Annotated in this window: 17 protein-coding genes and 1 riboswitch; of the genes, 9 read left to right on the top strand and 8 right to left on the bottom strand. The window is 55.4% G+C overall.

All coding sequences use genetic code 11. The features are described from left to right. Positions 1 to 153: 153 nt before the first annotated feature. Positions 154 to 387, bottom strand: a complete 234-nt coding sequence (locus tag ACI1P1_RS11025; protein ID WP_416216435.1) for a MoaD/ThiS family protein — start codon at positions 385 to 387, stop codon at positions 154 to 156. A gap of 654 nt (positions 388 to 1041) precedes the next feature. Further along, positions 1042 to 2556: a DHA2 family efflux MFS transporter permease subunit gene (locus ACI1P1_RS11030; RefSeq protein WP_416216436.1), complete on the bottom strand. Its 1515-nt coding sequence runs from the start codon at positions 2554 to 2556 to the stop codon at positions 1042 to 1044. A 108-nt stretch (positions 2557 to 2664) separates the two neighbouring features. On the opposite strand from ACI1P1_RS11030, the gene ACI1P1_RS11035 reads away from it, so the two are divergent. Further along, positions 2665 to 3225 (top strand): PadR family transcriptional regulator, encoded by a 561-nt coding sequence (locus ACI1P1_RS11035; RefSeq protein ID WP_416216437.1) that lies wholly within the window; start codon positions 2665 to 2667, stop codon positions 3223 to 3225. 156 nt (positions 3226 to 3381) lie between these two features. Here ACI1P1_RS11035 and ACI1P1_RS11040 read toward each other — a convergent pair whose 3' ends face one another. Then, positions 3382 to 4158, bottom strand: a complete 777-nt coding sequence (locus tag ACI1P1_RS11040; RefSeq protein ID WP_416216438.1) for a DUF1836 domain-containing protein — start codon at positions 4156 to 4158, stop codon at positions 3382 to 3384. A 270-nt stretch (positions 4159 to 4428) separates the two neighbouring features. Here ACI1P1_RS11040 and ACI1P1_RS11045 point away from each other — a divergent pair, with 270 nt between their 5' ends. Continuing rightward, on the top strand, positions 4429 to 5715 hold the full coding sequence (locus ACI1P1_RS11045) for a hemolysin family protein (protein ID WP_416216439.1): 1287 nt from the start codon (positions 4429 to 4431) through the stop codon (positions 5713 to 5715). A gap of 71 nt (positions 5716 to 5786) precedes the next feature. Here ACI1P1_RS11045 and ACI1P1_RS11050 read toward each other — a convergent pair whose 3' ends face one another. Then, a complete protein-coding gene (locus ACI1P1_RS11050; RefSeq protein WP_416216440.1) occupies positions 5787 to 6491 on the bottom strand; it encodes a DUF554 domain-containing protein in 705 nt (234 codons plus the stop codon). A 198-nt stretch (positions 6492 to 6689) separates the two neighbouring features. On the opposite strand from ACI1P1_RS11050, the gene ACI1P1_RS11055 reads away from it, so the two are divergent. From ACI1P1_RS11055 to ACI1P1_RS11080, 6 genes are all read left to right on the top strand, one after another. Then, positions 6690 to 7460 (top strand): GNAT family N-acetyltransferase, encoded by a 771-nt coding sequence (locus tag ACI1P1_RS11055; RefSeq protein WP_416216441.1) that lies wholly within the window; start codon positions 6690 to 6692, stop codon positions 7458 to 7460. A 3-nt stretch (positions 7461 to 7463) separates the two neighbouring features. Further along, entirely contained in the window at positions 7464 to 8390 is a 927-nt protein-coding gene (locus tag ACI1P1_RS11060) for an LpxL/LpxP family acyltransferase (protein WP_416216442.1), read from the top strand. A 3-nt stretch (positions 8391 to 8393) separates the two neighbouring features. After that, positions 8394 to 9359 (top strand): metal-dependent hydrolase, encoded by a 966-nt coding sequence (locus ACI1P1_RS11065; protein ID WP_416216443.1) that lies wholly within the window; start codon positions 8394 to 8396, stop codon positions 9357 to 9359. Between the two features lie 175 nt (positions 9360 to 9534). Beyond that, positions 9535 to 9795 carry a transposase gene (locus ACI1P1_RS11070; protein ID WP_416216444.1) on the top strand — a complete coding sequence of 87 codons (261 nt, stop codon included), beginning with the start codon at positions 9535 to 9537 and terminating at the stop codon, positions 9793 to 9795. A 34-nt stretch (positions 9796 to 9829) separates the two neighbouring features. Beyond that, positions 9830 to 9970 carry a hypothetical protein gene (locus ACI1P1_RS11075; protein ID WP_416216445.1) on the top strand — a complete coding sequence of 47 codons (141 nt, stop codon included), beginning with the start codon at positions 9830 to 9832 and terminating at the stop codon, positions 9968 to 9970. Between the two features lie 185 nt (positions 9971 to 10155). Further along, a riboswitch (purine riboswitch) is annotated at positions 10156 to 10256 on the top strand. Between the two features lie 179 nt (positions 10257 to 10435). Next, complete coding sequence (locus ACI1P1_RS11080) at positions 10436 to 11011, top strand: xanthine phosphoribosyltransferase (RefSeq protein ID WP_416216446.1); 576 nt, start codon at positions 10436 to 10438, stop codon at positions 11009 to 11011. 292 nt (positions 11012 to 11303) lie between these two features. On the opposite strand, the gene ACI1P1_RS11085 is transcribed toward ACI1P1_RS11080, so the two are convergent. Further along, positions 11304 to 12494: a glycosyltransferase family 4 protein gene (locus tag ACI1P1_RS11085; RefSeq protein ID WP_416216447.1), complete on the bottom strand. Its 1191-nt coding sequence runs from the start codon at positions 12492 to 12494 to the stop codon at positions 11304 to 11306. Then, entirely contained in the window at positions 12494 to 13399 is a 906-nt protein-coding gene (locus tag ACI1P1_RS11090; RefSeq protein WP_416216448.1) for a lysylphosphatidylglycerol synthase transmembrane domain-containing protein, read from the bottom strand. The genes ACI1P1_RS11085 and ACI1P1_RS11090 overlap by 1 nt, the downstream gene beginning before the upstream one ends. 286 nt (positions 13400 to 13685) lie before the next feature. Between ACI1P1_RS11090 and ACI1P1_RS11095 the strand changes: the two genes are divergently transcribed. Then, positions 13686 to 14201, top strand: a complete 516-nt coding sequence (locus ACI1P1_RS11095; RefSeq protein WP_416216449.1) for a GNAT family N-acetyltransferase — start codon at positions 13686 to 13688, stop codon at positions 14199 to 14201. Positions 14202 to 14474: 273 nt separating this feature from the next. Here the strand turns inward: ACI1P1_RS11095 and ACI1P1_RS11100 are convergent, their stop codons facing one another. Continuing rightward, positions 14475 to 14678 (bottom strand): hypothetical protein, encoded by a 204-nt coding sequence (locus tag ACI1P1_RS11100; RefSeq protein WP_416216450.1) that lies wholly within the window; start codon positions 14676 to 14678, stop codon positions 14475 to 14477. A gap of 9 nt (positions 14679 to 14687) precedes the next feature. Further along, positions 14688 to 15356 (bottom strand): GNAT family N-acetyltransferase, encoded by a 669-nt coding sequence (locus tag ACI1P1_RS11105; protein ID WP_416216451.1) that lies wholly within the window; start codon positions 15354 to 15356, stop codon positions 14688 to 14690. Between the last annotated feature and the right edge of the window lie 477 nt (positions 15357 to 15833).

Consider the following 15833-nt stretch of genomic DNA (forward strand, 5'->3'; position numbering starts at 1 on the left):
ATTAACCAAACGTCAGCGCAATGTGGAGGTTTTGTAAAGACAACAAAAACCGCTCCCTCCGCAAAGCTCTGCTTTGCCGGAAGGAACGGCAGTTCTTCAAATGGGCCTTGGATTAAGGGGTGTCATCTCAGGCGCCTGAGGGTCCGGAATTGCTCACCCCCCGGCAATAGGCGGCAGCAGCGCAACCAAACTGCCTGCTTCCACCGTGCTGGTTTTCCGCGCCGATGCGCCGTTAACTGCCACCAGCACTCCATCAAAGCGGGCCTCGGGGTATTGGGAGGAAAGCTCCTCCAGCAGCTTTTCCACGGTTAGCGGCGCCCCGTTTATTTCCGTCTCCGTGCATTTGGTGTGGTTGGCCAAGCTTGCGTAAAACCGGATTTTAATCATTGCGCCTCATCCTTTCCTTGTTGAACGTTCTGTCCGGCGTCTTTGCGCGCAATCGGATATGCATCATCAGACTAAGATATGGCATGTTTACTTACATATACATTCCGTAATACATCCATTATAGTGAGTTGAGGAAATATAACAAGATGCTTTTTGTTATATTTTTTTGAGAAAATGGCTCGAAAACGAACAGAAACAATAATTTTATGGCGAAAGGTGATGTTTATGTTATGAAATATTACACATCCTAATATTTCATTCTGCTAACGAAAGCTCTAACGGACAGGATAGCCCCTATTTGCCTAATTTGGCGCCAGGTTGAGATCTAACGGACACAGGTGACCCTATTTGGCTGAAAAGAACCCTCCACCGTCCTTCCTCTCACAAATAGCGTCCCTCCGGTCCGTTCGTTTGCTAAAACACCCGTTTTTGGCTAAATAGCGTCTCTCAGGTCCGTTAGCCGCGGACGGGGGATTCCAGTGTGAGCAGCGGAGTATGGGCAGAGGGCGAGCGGCCAATGGCAGACGGCAGGGATGGGTGCGAGCGGCGGGGAGGCGCGCGGCAGATGGCAGACGGCGGGAGTTATATACTTTCAACGCAAAAAAAGACCCGGGAACCTAACGGTCCCGGATCTCTCCTATACGATTCGCCTTCCTACGCCTTTTGCGGCTCCAGAACAACCTGCTCCGCCGGAGCGGAGGGGCCTTTTTTGTGCTTGCGGATGAAGAAGGCAACGGGAATGGCCGCGGCGGCAATACAGGTGGCGATCAGATACACATCGTCCACACCCATAGTGACGGCGGACATCTGAATTTGCACCTTATCCCGTAAGCCCCCTGCCGCAAGCTCTTGGGCATGGGTAGCCGAACGACTGCTCATAATGGCGGTAAATATCGCGATAGCAAAGGAGCCGAATGCGCTCCGTGTCCAGTTATTGATGGACGAAGCATGACCGGAAAGCTCCTTCGGAATCTGCTCCATGCCATAGTTGCTGGCCGGCATCATCGTAAGGCCAATGCCCAAGCTGCGGACGACCATGCACCACAGCAGATAGCTGTGAGGTGTATTGACGGAAAGCCAGCTTAACGGAAGCGAACCCAGGGCCACCATGGACAGCCCGATTATCGTGAGAACCCGCGGCCCCACCTTGCCGTACAGCTTGCCGACGAAAGGCATGGAGATAGCCATAGCCAAGGAGGACGGAAGCAGGATCAACCCGGCGTCCATGGGCGAAACCCCCTGGATGTTCTGCAGAAATACAGGAGTCATCATCATGCCGGAATAGAGGCTGATGTTGAGAATACAGGTAATCACCAGTGCCATGGTATAACGCCCGCTGCGAAATACCCGGAGATTCAGCAGTGGAGACTTGGCGGTCAGCTCCCTCCACAGGAACAGCCCCAGTACGGCTAAGCCTCCGATCAATAGCGACAGCGTACCGGCAGAGGTCCAGCCCCATGCCCGGCCTTGGGACAGCGCGATCAGGATGGAAGCGGAGCTGGCAATAACCGTAATAAAGCCGATGCCGTCAAAGGATTGGGGAACCTTCATCCGGTAATAAGGCATAAACAGCTGCACCATAATAATCGCGATGATGCCGATAGGCAGGTTCATCCAGAAGATCCAGTGCCAGGACACATGCTCCAGAATCCAGCCGGAGAGGGTCGGGCCGATTGCAGGGGCCAGCATAGCGGAGGCCGACCAGATGCCGATGGCGACTGCCTGCTTTTCCCGTGGGATAACCTGATAAATTACCGCCATGGCGGAAGGCACGATAACACCGCAGAATACCCCTTGCAGTGTCCGGAAAGCAATCAGAGTTGCGACAGTGTTGGACAACGCGCAGAATACGGATGCCAAAGTAAAACCCGCCAAGCTGAATACGTACAGACGCTTATAGCTGAACCGTTCACCGAAATAGCCGGTTACCGGAGCAATAGTGCCCATAGCCAGCATAAAGCCGGTCATAACCCACTGGATGGTGTTCAGGTCAGTGTTGAAGTCCCGCTGCAAAACGGGAAGCGCAATATTAATGGTACTGGAAGCCAACGTGGAGAAGAAGCTTCCGAAGAACAGAGCGATCATAATCGGCCAAAATGCTTCACTGTGGGCAGCGGCCTGATCTGTTCCGGGAGCTCCTTTGCCAAGGGCCTGTTTTTTTGAGGACATACGGTTTTACCTCTCCTTGTCTTTATGTCTGTTTTTACATATAATGAATGAAGACTATGTTACACCCGCCCGATCGATATGTCAAACAAAACATATAGGGAGGAATCCATGAATAAGTTATCCTACGGCCTCCTCAGCCTCATTGCTGTGGAGCCTTGTACGGGATACGATCTCACCCAGCGGATCCAGCTGTTTTGGAACGCCAACCACAGCCAGATTTATCCGCTGCTGGCCCAACTGGAGGAAAAGGGTCTTGTCCGCTTCACCCTGGTCCCCCAAACCGATAAGCCGGACAAAAAAGTGTATACCATCACTCCGCAAGGGAAGGATGCCGTACGGCAGTGGATTACCGAACCTACGGACAACCCGGTGGTGCGTGATGAATTTGCGTTGAAAATCTTCAGCCTGTTCCTCGTGGATAAACCAGCCGTCCGCAATCTGCTGGAGGAAAAAATGCGTCTCCTCGACGAGAGGCTTGCCAGGCTGCATAAGCGGCTTCAGCAGTTGGCGGAGCGCCGGGAACCAGGCACTGAGCTTTATGACCTGGCCTCCCCCATGTTCGGAGCGCAAATTCTTATTGAGAAATCCATCGCCACCAAACACGCGGAGCGGGAATGGTGCTTGAGCATCCTCCGGAAGCTGGAGGAGCCGGAACAGGCGGCGTTATAAGCAGCGTTTTATCCCTTAATGCGCGGCACAGCCGGTTCTGCCATGAACGAAAACCTGAGCCGCGATCCGCCAGCTCCCACTTTTCTAATACAAACAAGACCCGCCGGGAATCACACACACCGGCGGGTCTTATTTACTTGCGGGGCCTACTCTCCCCTACAGATTCTGCAAAAACATGGAGGCCTGGAAATAACGCTTGGCCAAGCTTTGGAAATATGCCGTCTGTACGGACAGCATGGCAATAACCATACAGTTGCGGACCGCTTCCCGCTCCTGCGGGGAGAGCTCCGGCAGGGACGCAGCGAAGTCATCAGCTTTCTTTTTGACCAGAGCCTCCATTAAGTGGTCATGCTTGAAGTCCCGTCCCGGCGATCCCGGCAGGTCCAGCACCTGGTCGTTGTTGGGGTCAAGCTCCTCGAACAAGCCCGAATACGCAGCGTAGAAATCCACCGGGTGAATGAGGTCGTCGGCATCGCTGTCGCAATGGCGGAAGACCCGCAGAAGCAGCTTCCGGATAGACTCCAGATCCAGTGCCGCCCGCAGGTCTTCAATAATGAAGAGAATCGCAGCTTGCTGGAAGGAATATTTTTTGCCCAAGCGGGGTGACCCGATAATTTCCTTCAGGTCCCGTTTCACCCAGTTCTGAACAGCAGTGACGGCAAAATGGTTGTATTCGATCTGCCCCCCTAGGGCCACAATATCACTAAGCGACAACCCTGCTTCCTGGGCCGGGTTGATCTCCATCACCTTGGCCAGAATCGGCGAGATGGACGCGCCCACGTATGCATCAAAAGAGCGGCTCTCGCCGGGCTGCTCCCGCCGTGACTTGAGCCATATCTCCCGGAGGATGGCTTTTGGGGATTTCCCGGGCTGTCCGGTGAGGCTGATGAGCAGCTGGGACATGTCTTTGCGGGTCAATTGAAAGGTTTCCATCAGAATCCCCTCCATTTCCATTTCAAGTTCATATGAACTCATAATACGACGGAGTCCGTGAATTGTAAAGAACGGGGGTGAGGCTTTGCCTGGTCTGCCCTGACCTGCCCTAACCGGGGCTATTCTGCCGGATTTGGGTCGTTCCGGGGGATTTCGGACATTGAGCCGACGTTACATTTCCTGATAATATAGGTTCATAAGAACTTATAATGTGTAAGTTCATGATATAAATTCATTTTTATATCAAATCCATCAGATGGGAGTTTGTCCATGATCGTCCTAAATCTTCTTGCAGTCGCATTCCTGATTCTCGCCACAGCCTTTTTTGTGGGAACGGAATTCGCCGTAATCCGGCTGCGCGCCAGCCGGGTTGACCAATTGGTGATGGAGGGGAAGAAAAACGCCCTTGCCGTCAAACAAATCACCTCCAACTTGGATGGTTATCTGTCCGCCTGCCAATTGGGTATTACCATCACCGCCCTGATTCTGGGTTGGTTGGGCGAGCCTACCGTAGAAAAAATTCTTCATCCCGTATTTGAGCGTTATGAATTCCTCCATGACATAAGCGGAATCCTCTCCATCGTCATCGCCTTTGTTTTCATTACCTTCCTGCATGTAGTACTGGGGGAGCTGGCGCCTAAGACCCTGGCCATCCACAAAGCGGAAGCCATCAGCTTCCTGGTGGCGAAGCCCATTATTTTCTTCTATAAAGCCATGTACCCGTTTATCTGGGCCTTGAACGGCTCTGCCAACTGGATCGTGCATCTTTTCGGCATGAAGCCGGCCAAGGAGCATGAAGAAGCCCACTCTGAGGAAGAGCTGCGCCTGATCCTGGCGGATAGCTACGAAAGCGGCAAGATCAACCAAGCGGAATACGGCTATGTAACCCGCATTTTCAACTTTGACGAGCTGCTGGCCCGGGAGATTATGGTGCCGCGGACGGACATGGTCTGCATCGATCTGGATGTGGAACGGAAGTTCAACCTGCGGGTTATGAAAAAGGAGCAGTACACCCGTATCCCCGTGATGGCAGGGGACAAGGACCATATCCTCGGCTTTATTAATACCAAGCAATTGTTCATGCAGCTGAGCGATGACCCTAACCTGGATATCTCGACTCTGGTGCAGCCGGTGCTGTCCGTCTCTGAATCCATTCCGATCAAGAGTCTGATTCAACGGATGCAGCAGCAGCAAATTCACATGGCTATTCTGGTGGACGAATACGGCGGAACCTCCGGTCTGATTACGATCGAAGATATCCTTGAGGAGATTGTCGGGGAGATCCGGGATGAATTCGACGCCGAGGAAAAGGCGGACATCACCCGTATCGGTGAGCAGCACTATGTGGTGGATGGAAAGCTGAGCCTAGACCGGGTAAATGATCTGCTGAACACCCACCTGGAAAGCGAAGAGCTGGATACCATCGGCGGCTGGCTGTACACCAACCAGCCCACCATCAAGAAGGGCGGCGAATGGATGTATAACGGCATTAAATTTACCATTCGCGAAATGGACCGCCACCGCATCCGCCGCGTGGAGATTCTCAAAGTTCATTAATGATTGGGACAGCAAAACAAACAGCCTCGGGCATTTAGCCTGAGGCTGTTTGCTTATGTATGGTGCAGCGGTCAACTGAAATATGAAATGAGCGGCACCAACAGGGCAGCTATTACAACGGAGGGCAGCAAATTGGCCACATTGATTTTTTTGATTTCCAATATGTTCAGGCCGATGCCGATGATCAGAATGCCGCCGACGGAGGTTACCTCCGCGGTAATGGCGTCCAGCATCCCCGGGCTGATAAACGACGTAATCAGCGTGGCCGACAGAGCGATAGCCCCTTGGTACACAAGAACCGGAAGCGAGGAGAACAGCACCCCCACCCCCATGGTGGAGGCAAAAATAATCGCCGAAAATCCGTCCAGCATGGATTTGGTGTACAGCATGTCATGATTCAGACGGACACCGCTGTCGATGGATCCGAGAATAGCCATGGCTCCCACACAGTAAATCAGCGTCGTGGTTACGAATCCCACCGCCACCTTCCCCTTGGCCCGGCTTCCTACCAGACGCTCCAGCTGGCTACCCAGCTTTTCCAACCCCCGCTCCACCTGCAGCAGCTCGCCCAGCACACCTCCGATCACCAGACTTCCGATGACAATCAGCAGATTGCTGGTTTTAAACGCCATCATCAGCCCCTGCACGGAAACCGCCAGACCCAGCCCCTGCATAACCGTAGACTTGATGCCTTGGGACAGCCTTGGCAGCGCCAGCCCCAGAATGCCTCCCAGAATAATTGCAAACGTATTGACCAATGTGCCCCACAGTACCATAACCGCTCTCCAACCCTCTCCCGCTTCCGACTGCGTCTGTAATGTTCAACTGTATAATGCATTCATTATAACCGGGCGGTCAAGCCCTGGGAACCTACACAATAACTTAACGTGGCGCATATCCCGGCTTTACGAAGCCTTGCTACGATAAATTCCAGTAAAGCTGCATTTCCACCCCGTGCGAAAGGTGTGAGATGAATGACAGAACAGACGAATGCCGCCTTGAACCTCCGGCGTCTTACAGCAGGTCCGGCCCGGACGGATGATGATGTGGAAGGAGCACTGCGCCTGCGTTACCAGGTGTTCGCCGAGGAAGAAAAGAACCTGCGTCTGTACAATCCCGAAGGCCTGGAAACGGACCGGTATGACGAATATTGCGATCATCTGGTGGTGAAGGATGAGGACTCCGGACAGGTGGTGGGCACCTACCGGCTGCTGCCCGGCCCGAGGGCGGCTTTGCATGGGGGGTTTTATTCTGAGAGCGAGTTCGATCTGGCCGGCTACCGCCCTTGGATGCGGGAAACCCTTGAGCTGGGACGCAGCTGCGTCCACCCGGACTACCGCAGCGGCAGAGCCATCCGCCTGCTGTGGGAGGAGATTCTTCACTATGCCGACAATGGTGGTTTTTCTCGTCTGGTGGGATGCGCCAGTGTCCATTCCCGTACCCGTGACGAAATGCTGGAGACCTATTCGCTGCTGCACAAAAGAGGTGTCATTACCGCCCGGTACGGCATCAGGCCGCTGGACACGCATACGATCCCTGATCTGGCACCGGTGGAATTAACCGCTTCTGAGGAGGAGCTGTTCCGGCGGCTGCCGCCCCTGGTTAAGGGCTACCAGTGGCTCGGTGCGGAAATCGGTGGCGAGCCTGCCTACGATGCCCTGTTCGGCACTGTGGACTATTTCGTGATTCTGGAGAAGGCCCGCATCTCCCGCCGTTATCTCCGCCTGCTCCAAGGAGGCGTTTAGCCCATGTACCAAACCATCGCTCTGCTGACCCGGCTCCAGCAGGCTCAGGGCCGCGGACCTGTGCTGCTCCGCAGGGCACTGGGCAAACCGGCGCCGCTGCTGCTACCAGGGGCTGCGTTGGCTCTGCAGACCCTTCTGCGCGGGCAAACCGCGATGATCCGCCACAACATGGCGGAGCTGCTGCCCGCAGAAGGGCGCACCGCTGCGGAGCAGCAGGCTTACGTCAGCACCTGTGTAAGCGGATTTTACCGGCATGCCGCCCGAACCCTGTACGAATTGCTGGCGGCGGAAACACTGCTGCCCTCCAGAAGGGTGGACATCCGGCTGGAGGGCGAACACCATCTGGCCGAAGCCTTGAAGCAGGGCAAGGGGGCTATCCTATACGCGCCTCATACCGGAAATTTCTTTTACGGCTATTGGCATCTGTCGAGAACCTATCCCAGTTTAACCGTCGCCACCGCCTCCGACCCGGAGCTTGCCCCCTTATACCGGAGCTTCCAGCGGCTGGGCTGTCCCGGGTTAGATTATGATAAAACCCCGCCCATGCAGCTGGTCCGGAAGCTCAGGCACCATTTGGAGGGCGGAGGTGTTCTTCTGCTCCTTGGGGATTTCTACCGGCCGGGGTTTCCCCGAGCCCGCCTGTTGGGCCGAGCCACCCGCCTGCCCGCCGGAGCCGCCAAGCTGGGGCTGGAGCTGGGCACGCCAGTTGTGCCGGCCCGCTGTGTCCGGGAGGCTGATCATACCCACCGTTTCGTTATGGAGGAACCGGTGCAGCTCCGGGAGCGCTTCGGGCCAGGGGAGCAGGCAGACGCTGCGGCCTTCCTGAATCTGCTTCTGGAACAACAGCTGCTCAAGAACCCGGAGCAGTGGTTTTATTGGTTCAACGCCCACGAGAGGTTTGCCGGGGGTTCCCGGCGGGAAGGAGAATAATTCATGGATACAGCCAGCCATTTGCTGTTTGGCGCTACATTGGGTGGTCTCGCCTTTTTGCACCCGGAGGTCGCGGCCCAGCCCGGATTGCCCCAGGCAATGCTGCTTTGTACAGTGGTCGGGTCACACGCTCCCGATTTTGATACCATCGTCCGCCTGAAGAGCTACCGCCATTATCTGCGCTATCACCGGGGTGTCACCCATTCCCTGCCTGCACTTGGTATCTGGCCCGCCCTTATCGCCCTTCCGGCAGCCTGGGCCTTCGGAGTATTGGAATCCTTCTGGCTGCTTTACCTGTGGACCTTCGGAGCCGTGGTGCTCCATGTGTTTCTGGATTGGCTTAATGTGTACGGGGTGCAATGCTTCCGGCCCTTAAACCGCCGCTGGCACCATCTGGACATTCTGCCCCTCTTCGATCCGTTCCTGTTTACCCTGCATACGGCCGGACTGGCGGGCTGGCTGCTGGCAGGCTGGAGGGCAGCTGCCGTCTTCCCCGTTATATACGCCGCCTCATGCGTCTATGTCTTGCTCCGTATGCTGTACCAACGCCGGCTCCTGCGGCGTATCCGGTCGGAGTACGAGGCGGAAGCGGCAGCGGTTCAACTGGTCCCAGGTCTCATCTGGGGCTGGGGCCAGTTCCTGCTGGAGACGGAGCAGGAATACCGGACCGGCTCCCTGCTGCGGGGCCGCGGGGTTCTGGAGGGCGCCTACCCCAAGGGAAACGGCCATCCCGCCGTTGAGGCCACATTGGGCGGTGACAGCGTGCGGACCTTTCTGGGTTTTGCCGAAAAGGTGCATGTAAGCATCTCCGAGGGCCAGGACGGCTTTCTGGTGCAGTGGCGGGATGTACGGTTTTGGCATAACAGCAAGCTCCCCTTTGGGGTGGATGTGAAGCTGGACTCAGAGCTCCGGATCATGCGGGAGAGGCTTTATTGGAACAAAAAAGCATGGGATCCCCCTTACGTGTGAGCTTCGGGGCCACGGCGCCTCTGGAAGCGGGCTACTGTATAGAAAGCCGGCCGCCAGCGGAAAATAACCGTGGAAGCGCCAGAGCTGTTCATTGGGCTCGTGCTTCAGGAGCCGGTCCTGTTGGGGCCGGCTGCGCCGCACCGACGAATATGACGCGAAGCAGGAGGAATGTCCCTTGTCAGAGCAAAAGCGTATGGACCCCATGTCCGGGGAGCCGGTAGAGACGGACGGTGTGTATGAGAACGAATGGGGTCGGGAAGCGTATTTTAACCGCGGCGAGCTGTTTCCTGCGGATCCGCAGCTGGGCACCTCCACCTGGAAGCTGGTAGGCCTGGCCCATGACACCCATACCGGCATCGCCGTGGACCCCCGCTTCCGGGAGGAAATTACCTATCCCGACCGGTTCAAGGAGAAGGGCCACGATAAAGGGGATTGATTCGGACACCATCTTCGAAAGGAGGATGTTCTCTATGGCAAACGGCATTTATCCATCCAAACGGAAGCGTGAGGCCTCCGATCTCCAATCCAAGGCGGACCGCACCGGACAAGGCAAGGCCCGTGCCCGGGCAGCCCAATCCGAAACCGATCAGCTGGATCTGAAAAAGCACTAGGGGCTGTCTTCTCACCGGTAGATGAGCCGAAACCAGACCCTAGTTCCGGCACTTTTCCCTACCCTTCCAGCACCCATGCAGCACAAGGACAGGCTCACGCAGCCTGTCCTTTTCTGTCTTTTTCGCAAATTCGCCATGAACCCTCTTTTTCTGCGCGGCTATTCTATTGTATAATCGCAAATGTACCTGATCCTTTCATATGTTCTCGTATAATAGCAGGAATGGGCCTGCAAGTTTCTACCGGGGCACCGGAAATGCTCCGACTACGAGTGTTTACGTGTCTGTCCGTTTAGAGGGGAGCCTGTTCGCCGCCGCGTGTTTTGCGTTTGTGGTGCGCCGGGACTCTCAGGTGATACGGATGGAAGCCCGCGTTTATCCGACACTCGATTGCGTTGTCCCCGGAGGGGCTGCGTTTTGGAGTGTTTTTGTTTATTGACTTCGAGTGCTGGAAGGGAGAAAGCCGCAATGGAGCTGCTGAAGCAAAAGATTATGAAAGAAGGCATCGTGCTGTCCGGCCAGGTCCTGAAGGTGGATTCCTTCTTGAACCATCAAATGGACCCGCAGCTGATGATGGAGATGGGCAGGGAGTTTGCCCGCCGTTTTGCGAATGAGGGTGTGAACCGGATTCTGACCATCGAATCCTCCGGTATTGCACCAGCAATCATGACCGCCCTGGTGATGGAGGTGCCGATGATTTTTGCCCGGAAGCAGAAATCGCTGACCCTCCGTGACGATATCTACGTGCAAGAGGTGTTCTCCTTCACCAAGCAGGAGAAAAACGAGATTACCATTGCCAAAAAATTCATCAAACCCGGGGACCGGGTGCTGATTATCGACGATTTCCTGGCCCATGGGGAAGCGGCCTTCGGGCTGGCCCGGATCGCCGAGCAGGCTGGCGCGGTGGTGGCCGGCATCGGCATCGTTATTGAGAAGTCTTTCCAGCAGGGAGCGGACAAGCTCTCCGCCGCCGGCTACCGGGTGGAATCCCTGGCGCGGATCGCTTCGTTGGACAACAACGAAGTCCGGTTCGTGGAGGAGTAAGCGGGGAGTGAGCGGAAACCGGGAGAGAGTTGGCCCACAAACCGGTTTACGGGCCTGCCCCAAATTGTAACGGCGGCTACAGCCGCTATTTGGCCCAAAACCGGCCTTTGCCAATTCTAACGGCGGCCACAGCCGCTATTCGGAGGAAATGGCCGGGTTGGAGGTTATAAAAGCACAAATAAGGGCGCTCAGTTCCGTTAGAAACTGAAACGCCCTTTTTTAGCTACAATAACGGCTGTGGCTTCCGTTAGATTTCCCCGCTGTTGCACGTTATCCAACCGAATCACACTGTTTACAGCATCCGGGTTCTGCTCTGCAGGGCCTTCTCCTGAGCGTCTCCGCATTGCTCCCCCAGGAAAACGTCGAAGTCCCGGGTAATCGCCCCGTAGCGGAACTGCTCCTTGGCCCGCTTGTAGCCGGTTTCGGCCAGTCGCTCCGCCAGCGCCGGGTTCTCCCGCAGCCGGATTACTGCTTGGGCAATGGCCTCTGTCGAGGACGGGTCTACGATCAGCCCCGTCTCCCCGTCCAGCACCGCCTCTACCACACCGCCGGAGTTGCCGCCGATCACCGGCTTGCCGCAGCTGGAGGCCTCCATGTAGACGATGCCGAAGCCCTCCACATCCCCCTCCGCTGCGATATAACGGCTGGGCATCACGAACACATCGCACAGATTATAATACTTCACCAAATCCTCATCAGCGGCGCGGCCCGCAAACACCACACAGTCCGACACTCCGGTTTCCTTAACTAACCGCTCCAAAGCCTCTCGCTCCGGCCCGCCCCCTACGATGAGATACACCGCGTCAGGGATTGCTTTGCGGATTTCCGGCATGGCCCGGATTACCATATCGAAGCCCTTGCGGCCCACCAGCCGCCCAAGGGTCATGAGCACATATTTACCTTCCAGGCCGTGCTTGCGGATCAGCGCCGGGTCCTTCTCCATCCGGTCATACTGCTCCTCCACACCGGGATAGACCACCTGGAGCCGCTCTGCCTTGACGCCCAGCTCCATCATCAGCTTTTTCACGTAGGCGCTGTTGACGATCACCGCATCCGCCCGCTGGAGAATGGCCTTCACAATACTCCGCAGCACCGCATACCGGGTCAGCTTCAGCACATCCATACCGTGGACCGAAACCCCGTATTTCCGGCCGCGAAACACACTTTGGAACCACCCGATCAGCCCGTACAGAATATATCCGTACACCGTGATATCGATGTTCTCTTCCTTGATCACCCGGCCCACCTGGGGAATCATCCGCAGGGTATGCCAGGCACTGACCTTCTCATCTTGCAAAAAAGACTTCCGGATCACCTTGAAGGCTTGTCCCGCGTCGAAGGCGGGCGCCCCCTTGTAATCCGAGGCGAACACCGTGATCTTGTGCCCGGAATGCCGGCACAGATTATAATAATAGTTCTGCATGCCGCCGACTCCCGGCGGGAATACCCCGGCGACAAGCAGAACGTTGCGTTTTTTCATCATCAGGCGGCCATCCTTTTCCGAATAAGATCAATGCTGTTCAGCAGGGTGAAAAGCACCAGCTCCCCCATCAGATTCCAGATGCGCGTAATAATCGAAATCTGGGTCGCCACCGGTACAGGCACCTGGAAGGAAAGCAGGAACACCAGCGCCCCCTCGCGTATGCCGATGCCGCCGGGCAGCGGACTGATCAGGCCAATCAGCCACGAAACGGCAAAAATCCCCGCCGCCGTAACAATGTTAACTGACTCCACGCCGAAGGTCTGCAGCAGGAGCCAGAAGGCAATCCCCTGGAGCAGATGGCTCAGGAAATAATAGGACAAATACAGGAAAAACCGCTCCCTCGGCAAGGAAAGCTCCATTCCCCGGAAGCGTTTGGACAGCTTATGGATCATCTTTTGGCTGAATACCCGCACGGGCTCGTAAAAGAAATAAGCAATAGGCAGCAGCACCGCCACCGCCAGCAGCACCGGCAGGAAGATAAAGTGGAAGCTGTAGAGCAGAATAATGCCGTAGATCACCGACACAATGCCCAGCATCATATTTTCATAGAGAATCGCCGTCATCTGGGTTCCCAATACTACGCCGTGTTTACTGGTCAGATACACCCGCCCCACCAGGTTCCAGAAGCCGCCGGGCAGATACTTGGCGAACTGGGAGGTCATATAGATGACCAGCCCCCGGTAAGAGGAAATCTGCTTGCCGGAGTCATTCAGGATCTGGACCCAGATCCAGGCCTGCACCGCCAGGAAAACCACGAAGATGGACAACGCCAGATAAAAAAAACTCTTGGCTTGCAAGAGGTAGTCCACAATGTCCATGGGCCTCATTTTGAGGTTGACCACAATAAAATAGACGGTCGCCACCAGAACCACGACCTTCAATACGTTCAAAAGCTTTTTCTTCATAACCGCATCCTTTCTCTGTATGAAAGGGAGCCATTCCGCTGCCTGCAAAGTAATACCATCATTGTACACATCTTCATACCCACGCGCAACGAAGGCAAGCCCGCCCTAACCCGCAGTTTCCTTAGGAAAACCGCCGCTTTATTATCCATCGTTTCCAAAATCCCGCCTTCTAAGCCATCCAACAGGGTATGGGCATATGCCTACAAAAGTGACTTTGGTGCTTCTTAAATTTTTCTTAAGGTGTATACTGCTTTCTATAACAGTCGGAACAAAGGAGGAATACGCGATGTACATACGTGTACTTGAAAAAGAAGATGCTGCGCTCTACCAGGAGCTCCGGCTTATGGGGTTACAGCAATGTCCCGAGGCCTTCGGCTCGGATTACGACAGGGAGGTCCGTTTCAGCAGGGAAACGGTGATCGAACGGCTTCAGCCTGTGGACGACCAACAGGCCACGGTGGGAGCTTTTGGAGAGGACGGCCGGTTATGGGGCATTGCTGCGGCTATCCGTATGGGAACGGTGAAAGAGCGGCATAAGGCAGATGTCTGCCGGGTGTTTGTCCATCCGGAGGTCAGAGGCGGTGGAGCAGCCCGTCAGTTAATGACGGAGCTGATCCGGCTGGCCCAAGGCTGGACGGGGGTGGAGCAGCTGAGGCTGGCGGTAAATGCAGCCAACGAACCCGCCCGGCGGCTTTATATGGCCTTGGGTTTCCAGGTATACGGCACCGAGCGGGAGTCGCTGAAGTGGAACGGTGTGTATTACGACGAGGAATTGATGGTTTTGCGGCTTGTAAAGGCATAATGGGAGATTTAGGCCGCGTGATTCTGGGCCGCGTGGGGATGCGGGCTATAATGGAACACGCCATAACGGAACTAAGCGACTGTTAGAAGCTAATATCCGGCTTTTATCGCGTGTAACGGAACTCACCGACTCTTACAGGGGTCCCCATGCGCAGAAGTGGATGAATATCAGGCCTAAGAGCTTCTGAGTTCCGTTACATTTTCAAAACCGCCGATTTGAGCCGCTAAGAGCTTCTGAGTTCCGTTACATTTTCAAAACCGCCGATTTGAGCCGCTAAGAGCTTCTGAATTCCGTTACAGCAAAACTGTAAGCTGTCTGGATCGGCTGTTCTGCTGCTACCTCTACTCCTGCCGCTCCTTCCACCGCCGCTCCTTCTACCCCAACTGCTCCTCCTACCCCTGCTGCTCCTCCTACCCCTGCTGCTCCTCCTACCCCTGCTGCTCCTCCTACTCCTGCTGCTCCTACTAAATCTTCCAATCCTGCCGCTTAGATAGGCAATAACGGAATCTGCTGCCGGGTGCCGGCTTTTTCTACCATCTCCGTCCATGCGGCGGGTTTGTTAGGCAGAATGGCGTAGTAGGTGGTGAGGAATTGTGCTACCAGGCTGCCGGGCAATGTATCCGTCTCTTCATAGGGAAGATAACACAGGTCCAGCTCCCCTACCGCCTCTCCGTCACCCAGCCAGGAGGGATGGACATAGTCCATGTCCAGCTTGCGGTAGCCCAGATGAGCCAGCACCTCACGACGGACAAAAGGGTCCATCGGCTTAATCCCGCCGAAGCTGTGATCCTGAATCAGGTAGGGGTTATAGATTTCGGCGAACATGCCCTTCAGCCTCCGGCCGCTGCCTACCGCCCATTCGTTTAGTTCCTGCTGCCTGCGCTGCGCCAGAAACGGACCGATCCCCAGCCCCTCCCGCCCGATTATCGTAAAATCCGTCATCGCCACTTCCATCTCCGGGTAATAGCGGTATTCCGTGGCACCCACCACCTGGCCCCGCTCCACGGCAACATACACCCGCAGACCGTTATCCTGCAGCGGCTCCTCCCACAGGGGCGCCTCGAGCACCTCCTCCGGGGGAAACACCTCCTGCATCAGACGGTGCATCGCCGCAAAATAAGGATCATGAATGGATGTGATCCGGATAAATTCCATGGATATGTCTCCTCCTTGCAATTATGGCTGACGCCGATTGCCTGCTATTGTTACGGCGGTAGTTGGCGCATCTGGTTAAACACCGGTTATAGCACCCTTTTGAAACTACCGGTTGGCGCATCTGGTTAAACACCTGTTGAAGCATTTGTTGGAGCATTTTTTGAAACACTTTTGAACATCTGTCCGAAATAGGTGAACTCGATTTTTCATATTTAATTCTGCCTTGGCGTCGGTTTTCGTGCATTGTAGTCGGTTTTTCATATACATTCTGGCCGTTTCCCTGTCCTGTCCAGGCCGTTTTTGTATATGATTTTTCATATTTAATTGCCAAAAATGAGCGGCGAGCGGCTTTTATACTCGATTTTTCATATACAAATAGGTGCAGCAATGGGAGCGGAGACGTATAGCTGCAGCAATAGTAGGTATGTACCTCAACATCCGCGTAGCTCACCGGGTTGCACCATCCATAGGCTAGTA

The organism is Paenibacillus mesotrionivorans (assembly GCF_046098205.1).
GTDB classification, from domain to species: Bacteria; Bacillota; Bacilli; order Paenibacillales; family NBRC-103111; genus Paenibacillus_AR; species Paenibacillus_AR mesotrionivorans.

Coding starts and splice junctions, on each gene's coding strand:
- ACI1P1_RS11025 (WP_416216435.1), bottom strand. CDS start 387: ATGATTAAAATCCGGTTTTACGCAAGCTTGGCCAACCACACCAAATGC.
- ACI1P1_RS11030 (WP_416216436.1), bottom strand. CDS start 2,556: ATGTCCTCAAAAAAACAGGCCCTTGGCAAAGGAGCTCCCGGAACAGAT.
- ACI1P1_RS11035 (WP_416216437.1), top strand. CDS start 2,665: ATGAATAAGTTATCCTACGGCCTCCTCAGCCTCATTGCTGTGGAGCCT.
- ACI1P1_RS11040 (WP_416216438.1), bottom strand. CDS start 4,158: ATGGAAACCTTTCAATTGACCCGCAAAGACATGTCCCAGCTGCTCATC.
- ACI1P1_RS11045 (WP_416216439.1), top strand. CDS start 4,429: ATGATCGTCCTAAATCTTCTTGCAGTCGCATTCCTGATTCTCGCCACA.
- ACI1P1_RS11050 (WP_416216440.1), bottom strand. CDS start 6,491: ATGGTACTGTGGGGCACATTGGTCAATACGTTTGCAATTATTCTGGGA.
- ACI1P1_RS11055 (WP_416216441.1), top strand. CDS start 6,690: ATGACAGAACAGACGAATGCCGCCTTGAACCTCCGGCGTCTTACAGCA.
- ACI1P1_RS11060 (WP_416216442.1), top strand. CDS start 7,464: ATGTACCAAACCATCGCTCTGCTGACCCGGCTCCAGCAGGCTCAGGGC.
- ACI1P1_RS11065 (WP_416216443.1), top strand. CDS start 8,394: ATGGATACAGCCAGCCATTTGCTGTTTGGCGCTACATTGGGTGGTCTC.
- ACI1P1_RS11075 (WP_416216445.1), top strand. CDS start 9,830: ATGGCAAACGGCATTTATCCATCCAAACGGAAGCGTGAGGCCTCCGAT.
- ACI1P1_RS11080 (WP_416216446.1), top strand. CDS start 10,436: ATGGAGCTGCTGAAGCAAAAGATTATGAAAGAAGGCATCGTGCTGTCC.
- ACI1P1_RS11085 (WP_416216447.1), bottom strand. CDS start 12,494: ATGATGAAAAAACGCAACGTTCTGCTTGTCGCCGGGGTATTCCCGCCG.
- ACI1P1_RS11090 (WP_416216448.1), bottom strand. CDS start 13,399: ATGAAGAAAAAGCTTTTGAACGTATTGAAGGTCGTGGTTCTGGTGGCG.
- ACI1P1_RS11095 (WP_416216449.1), top strand. CDS start 13,686: ATGTACATACGTGTACTTGAAAAAGAAGATGCTGCGCTCTACCAGGAG.
- ACI1P1_RS11105 (WP_416216451.1), bottom strand. CDS start 15,356: ATGGAATTTATCCGGATCACATCCATTCATGATCCTTATTTTGCGGCG.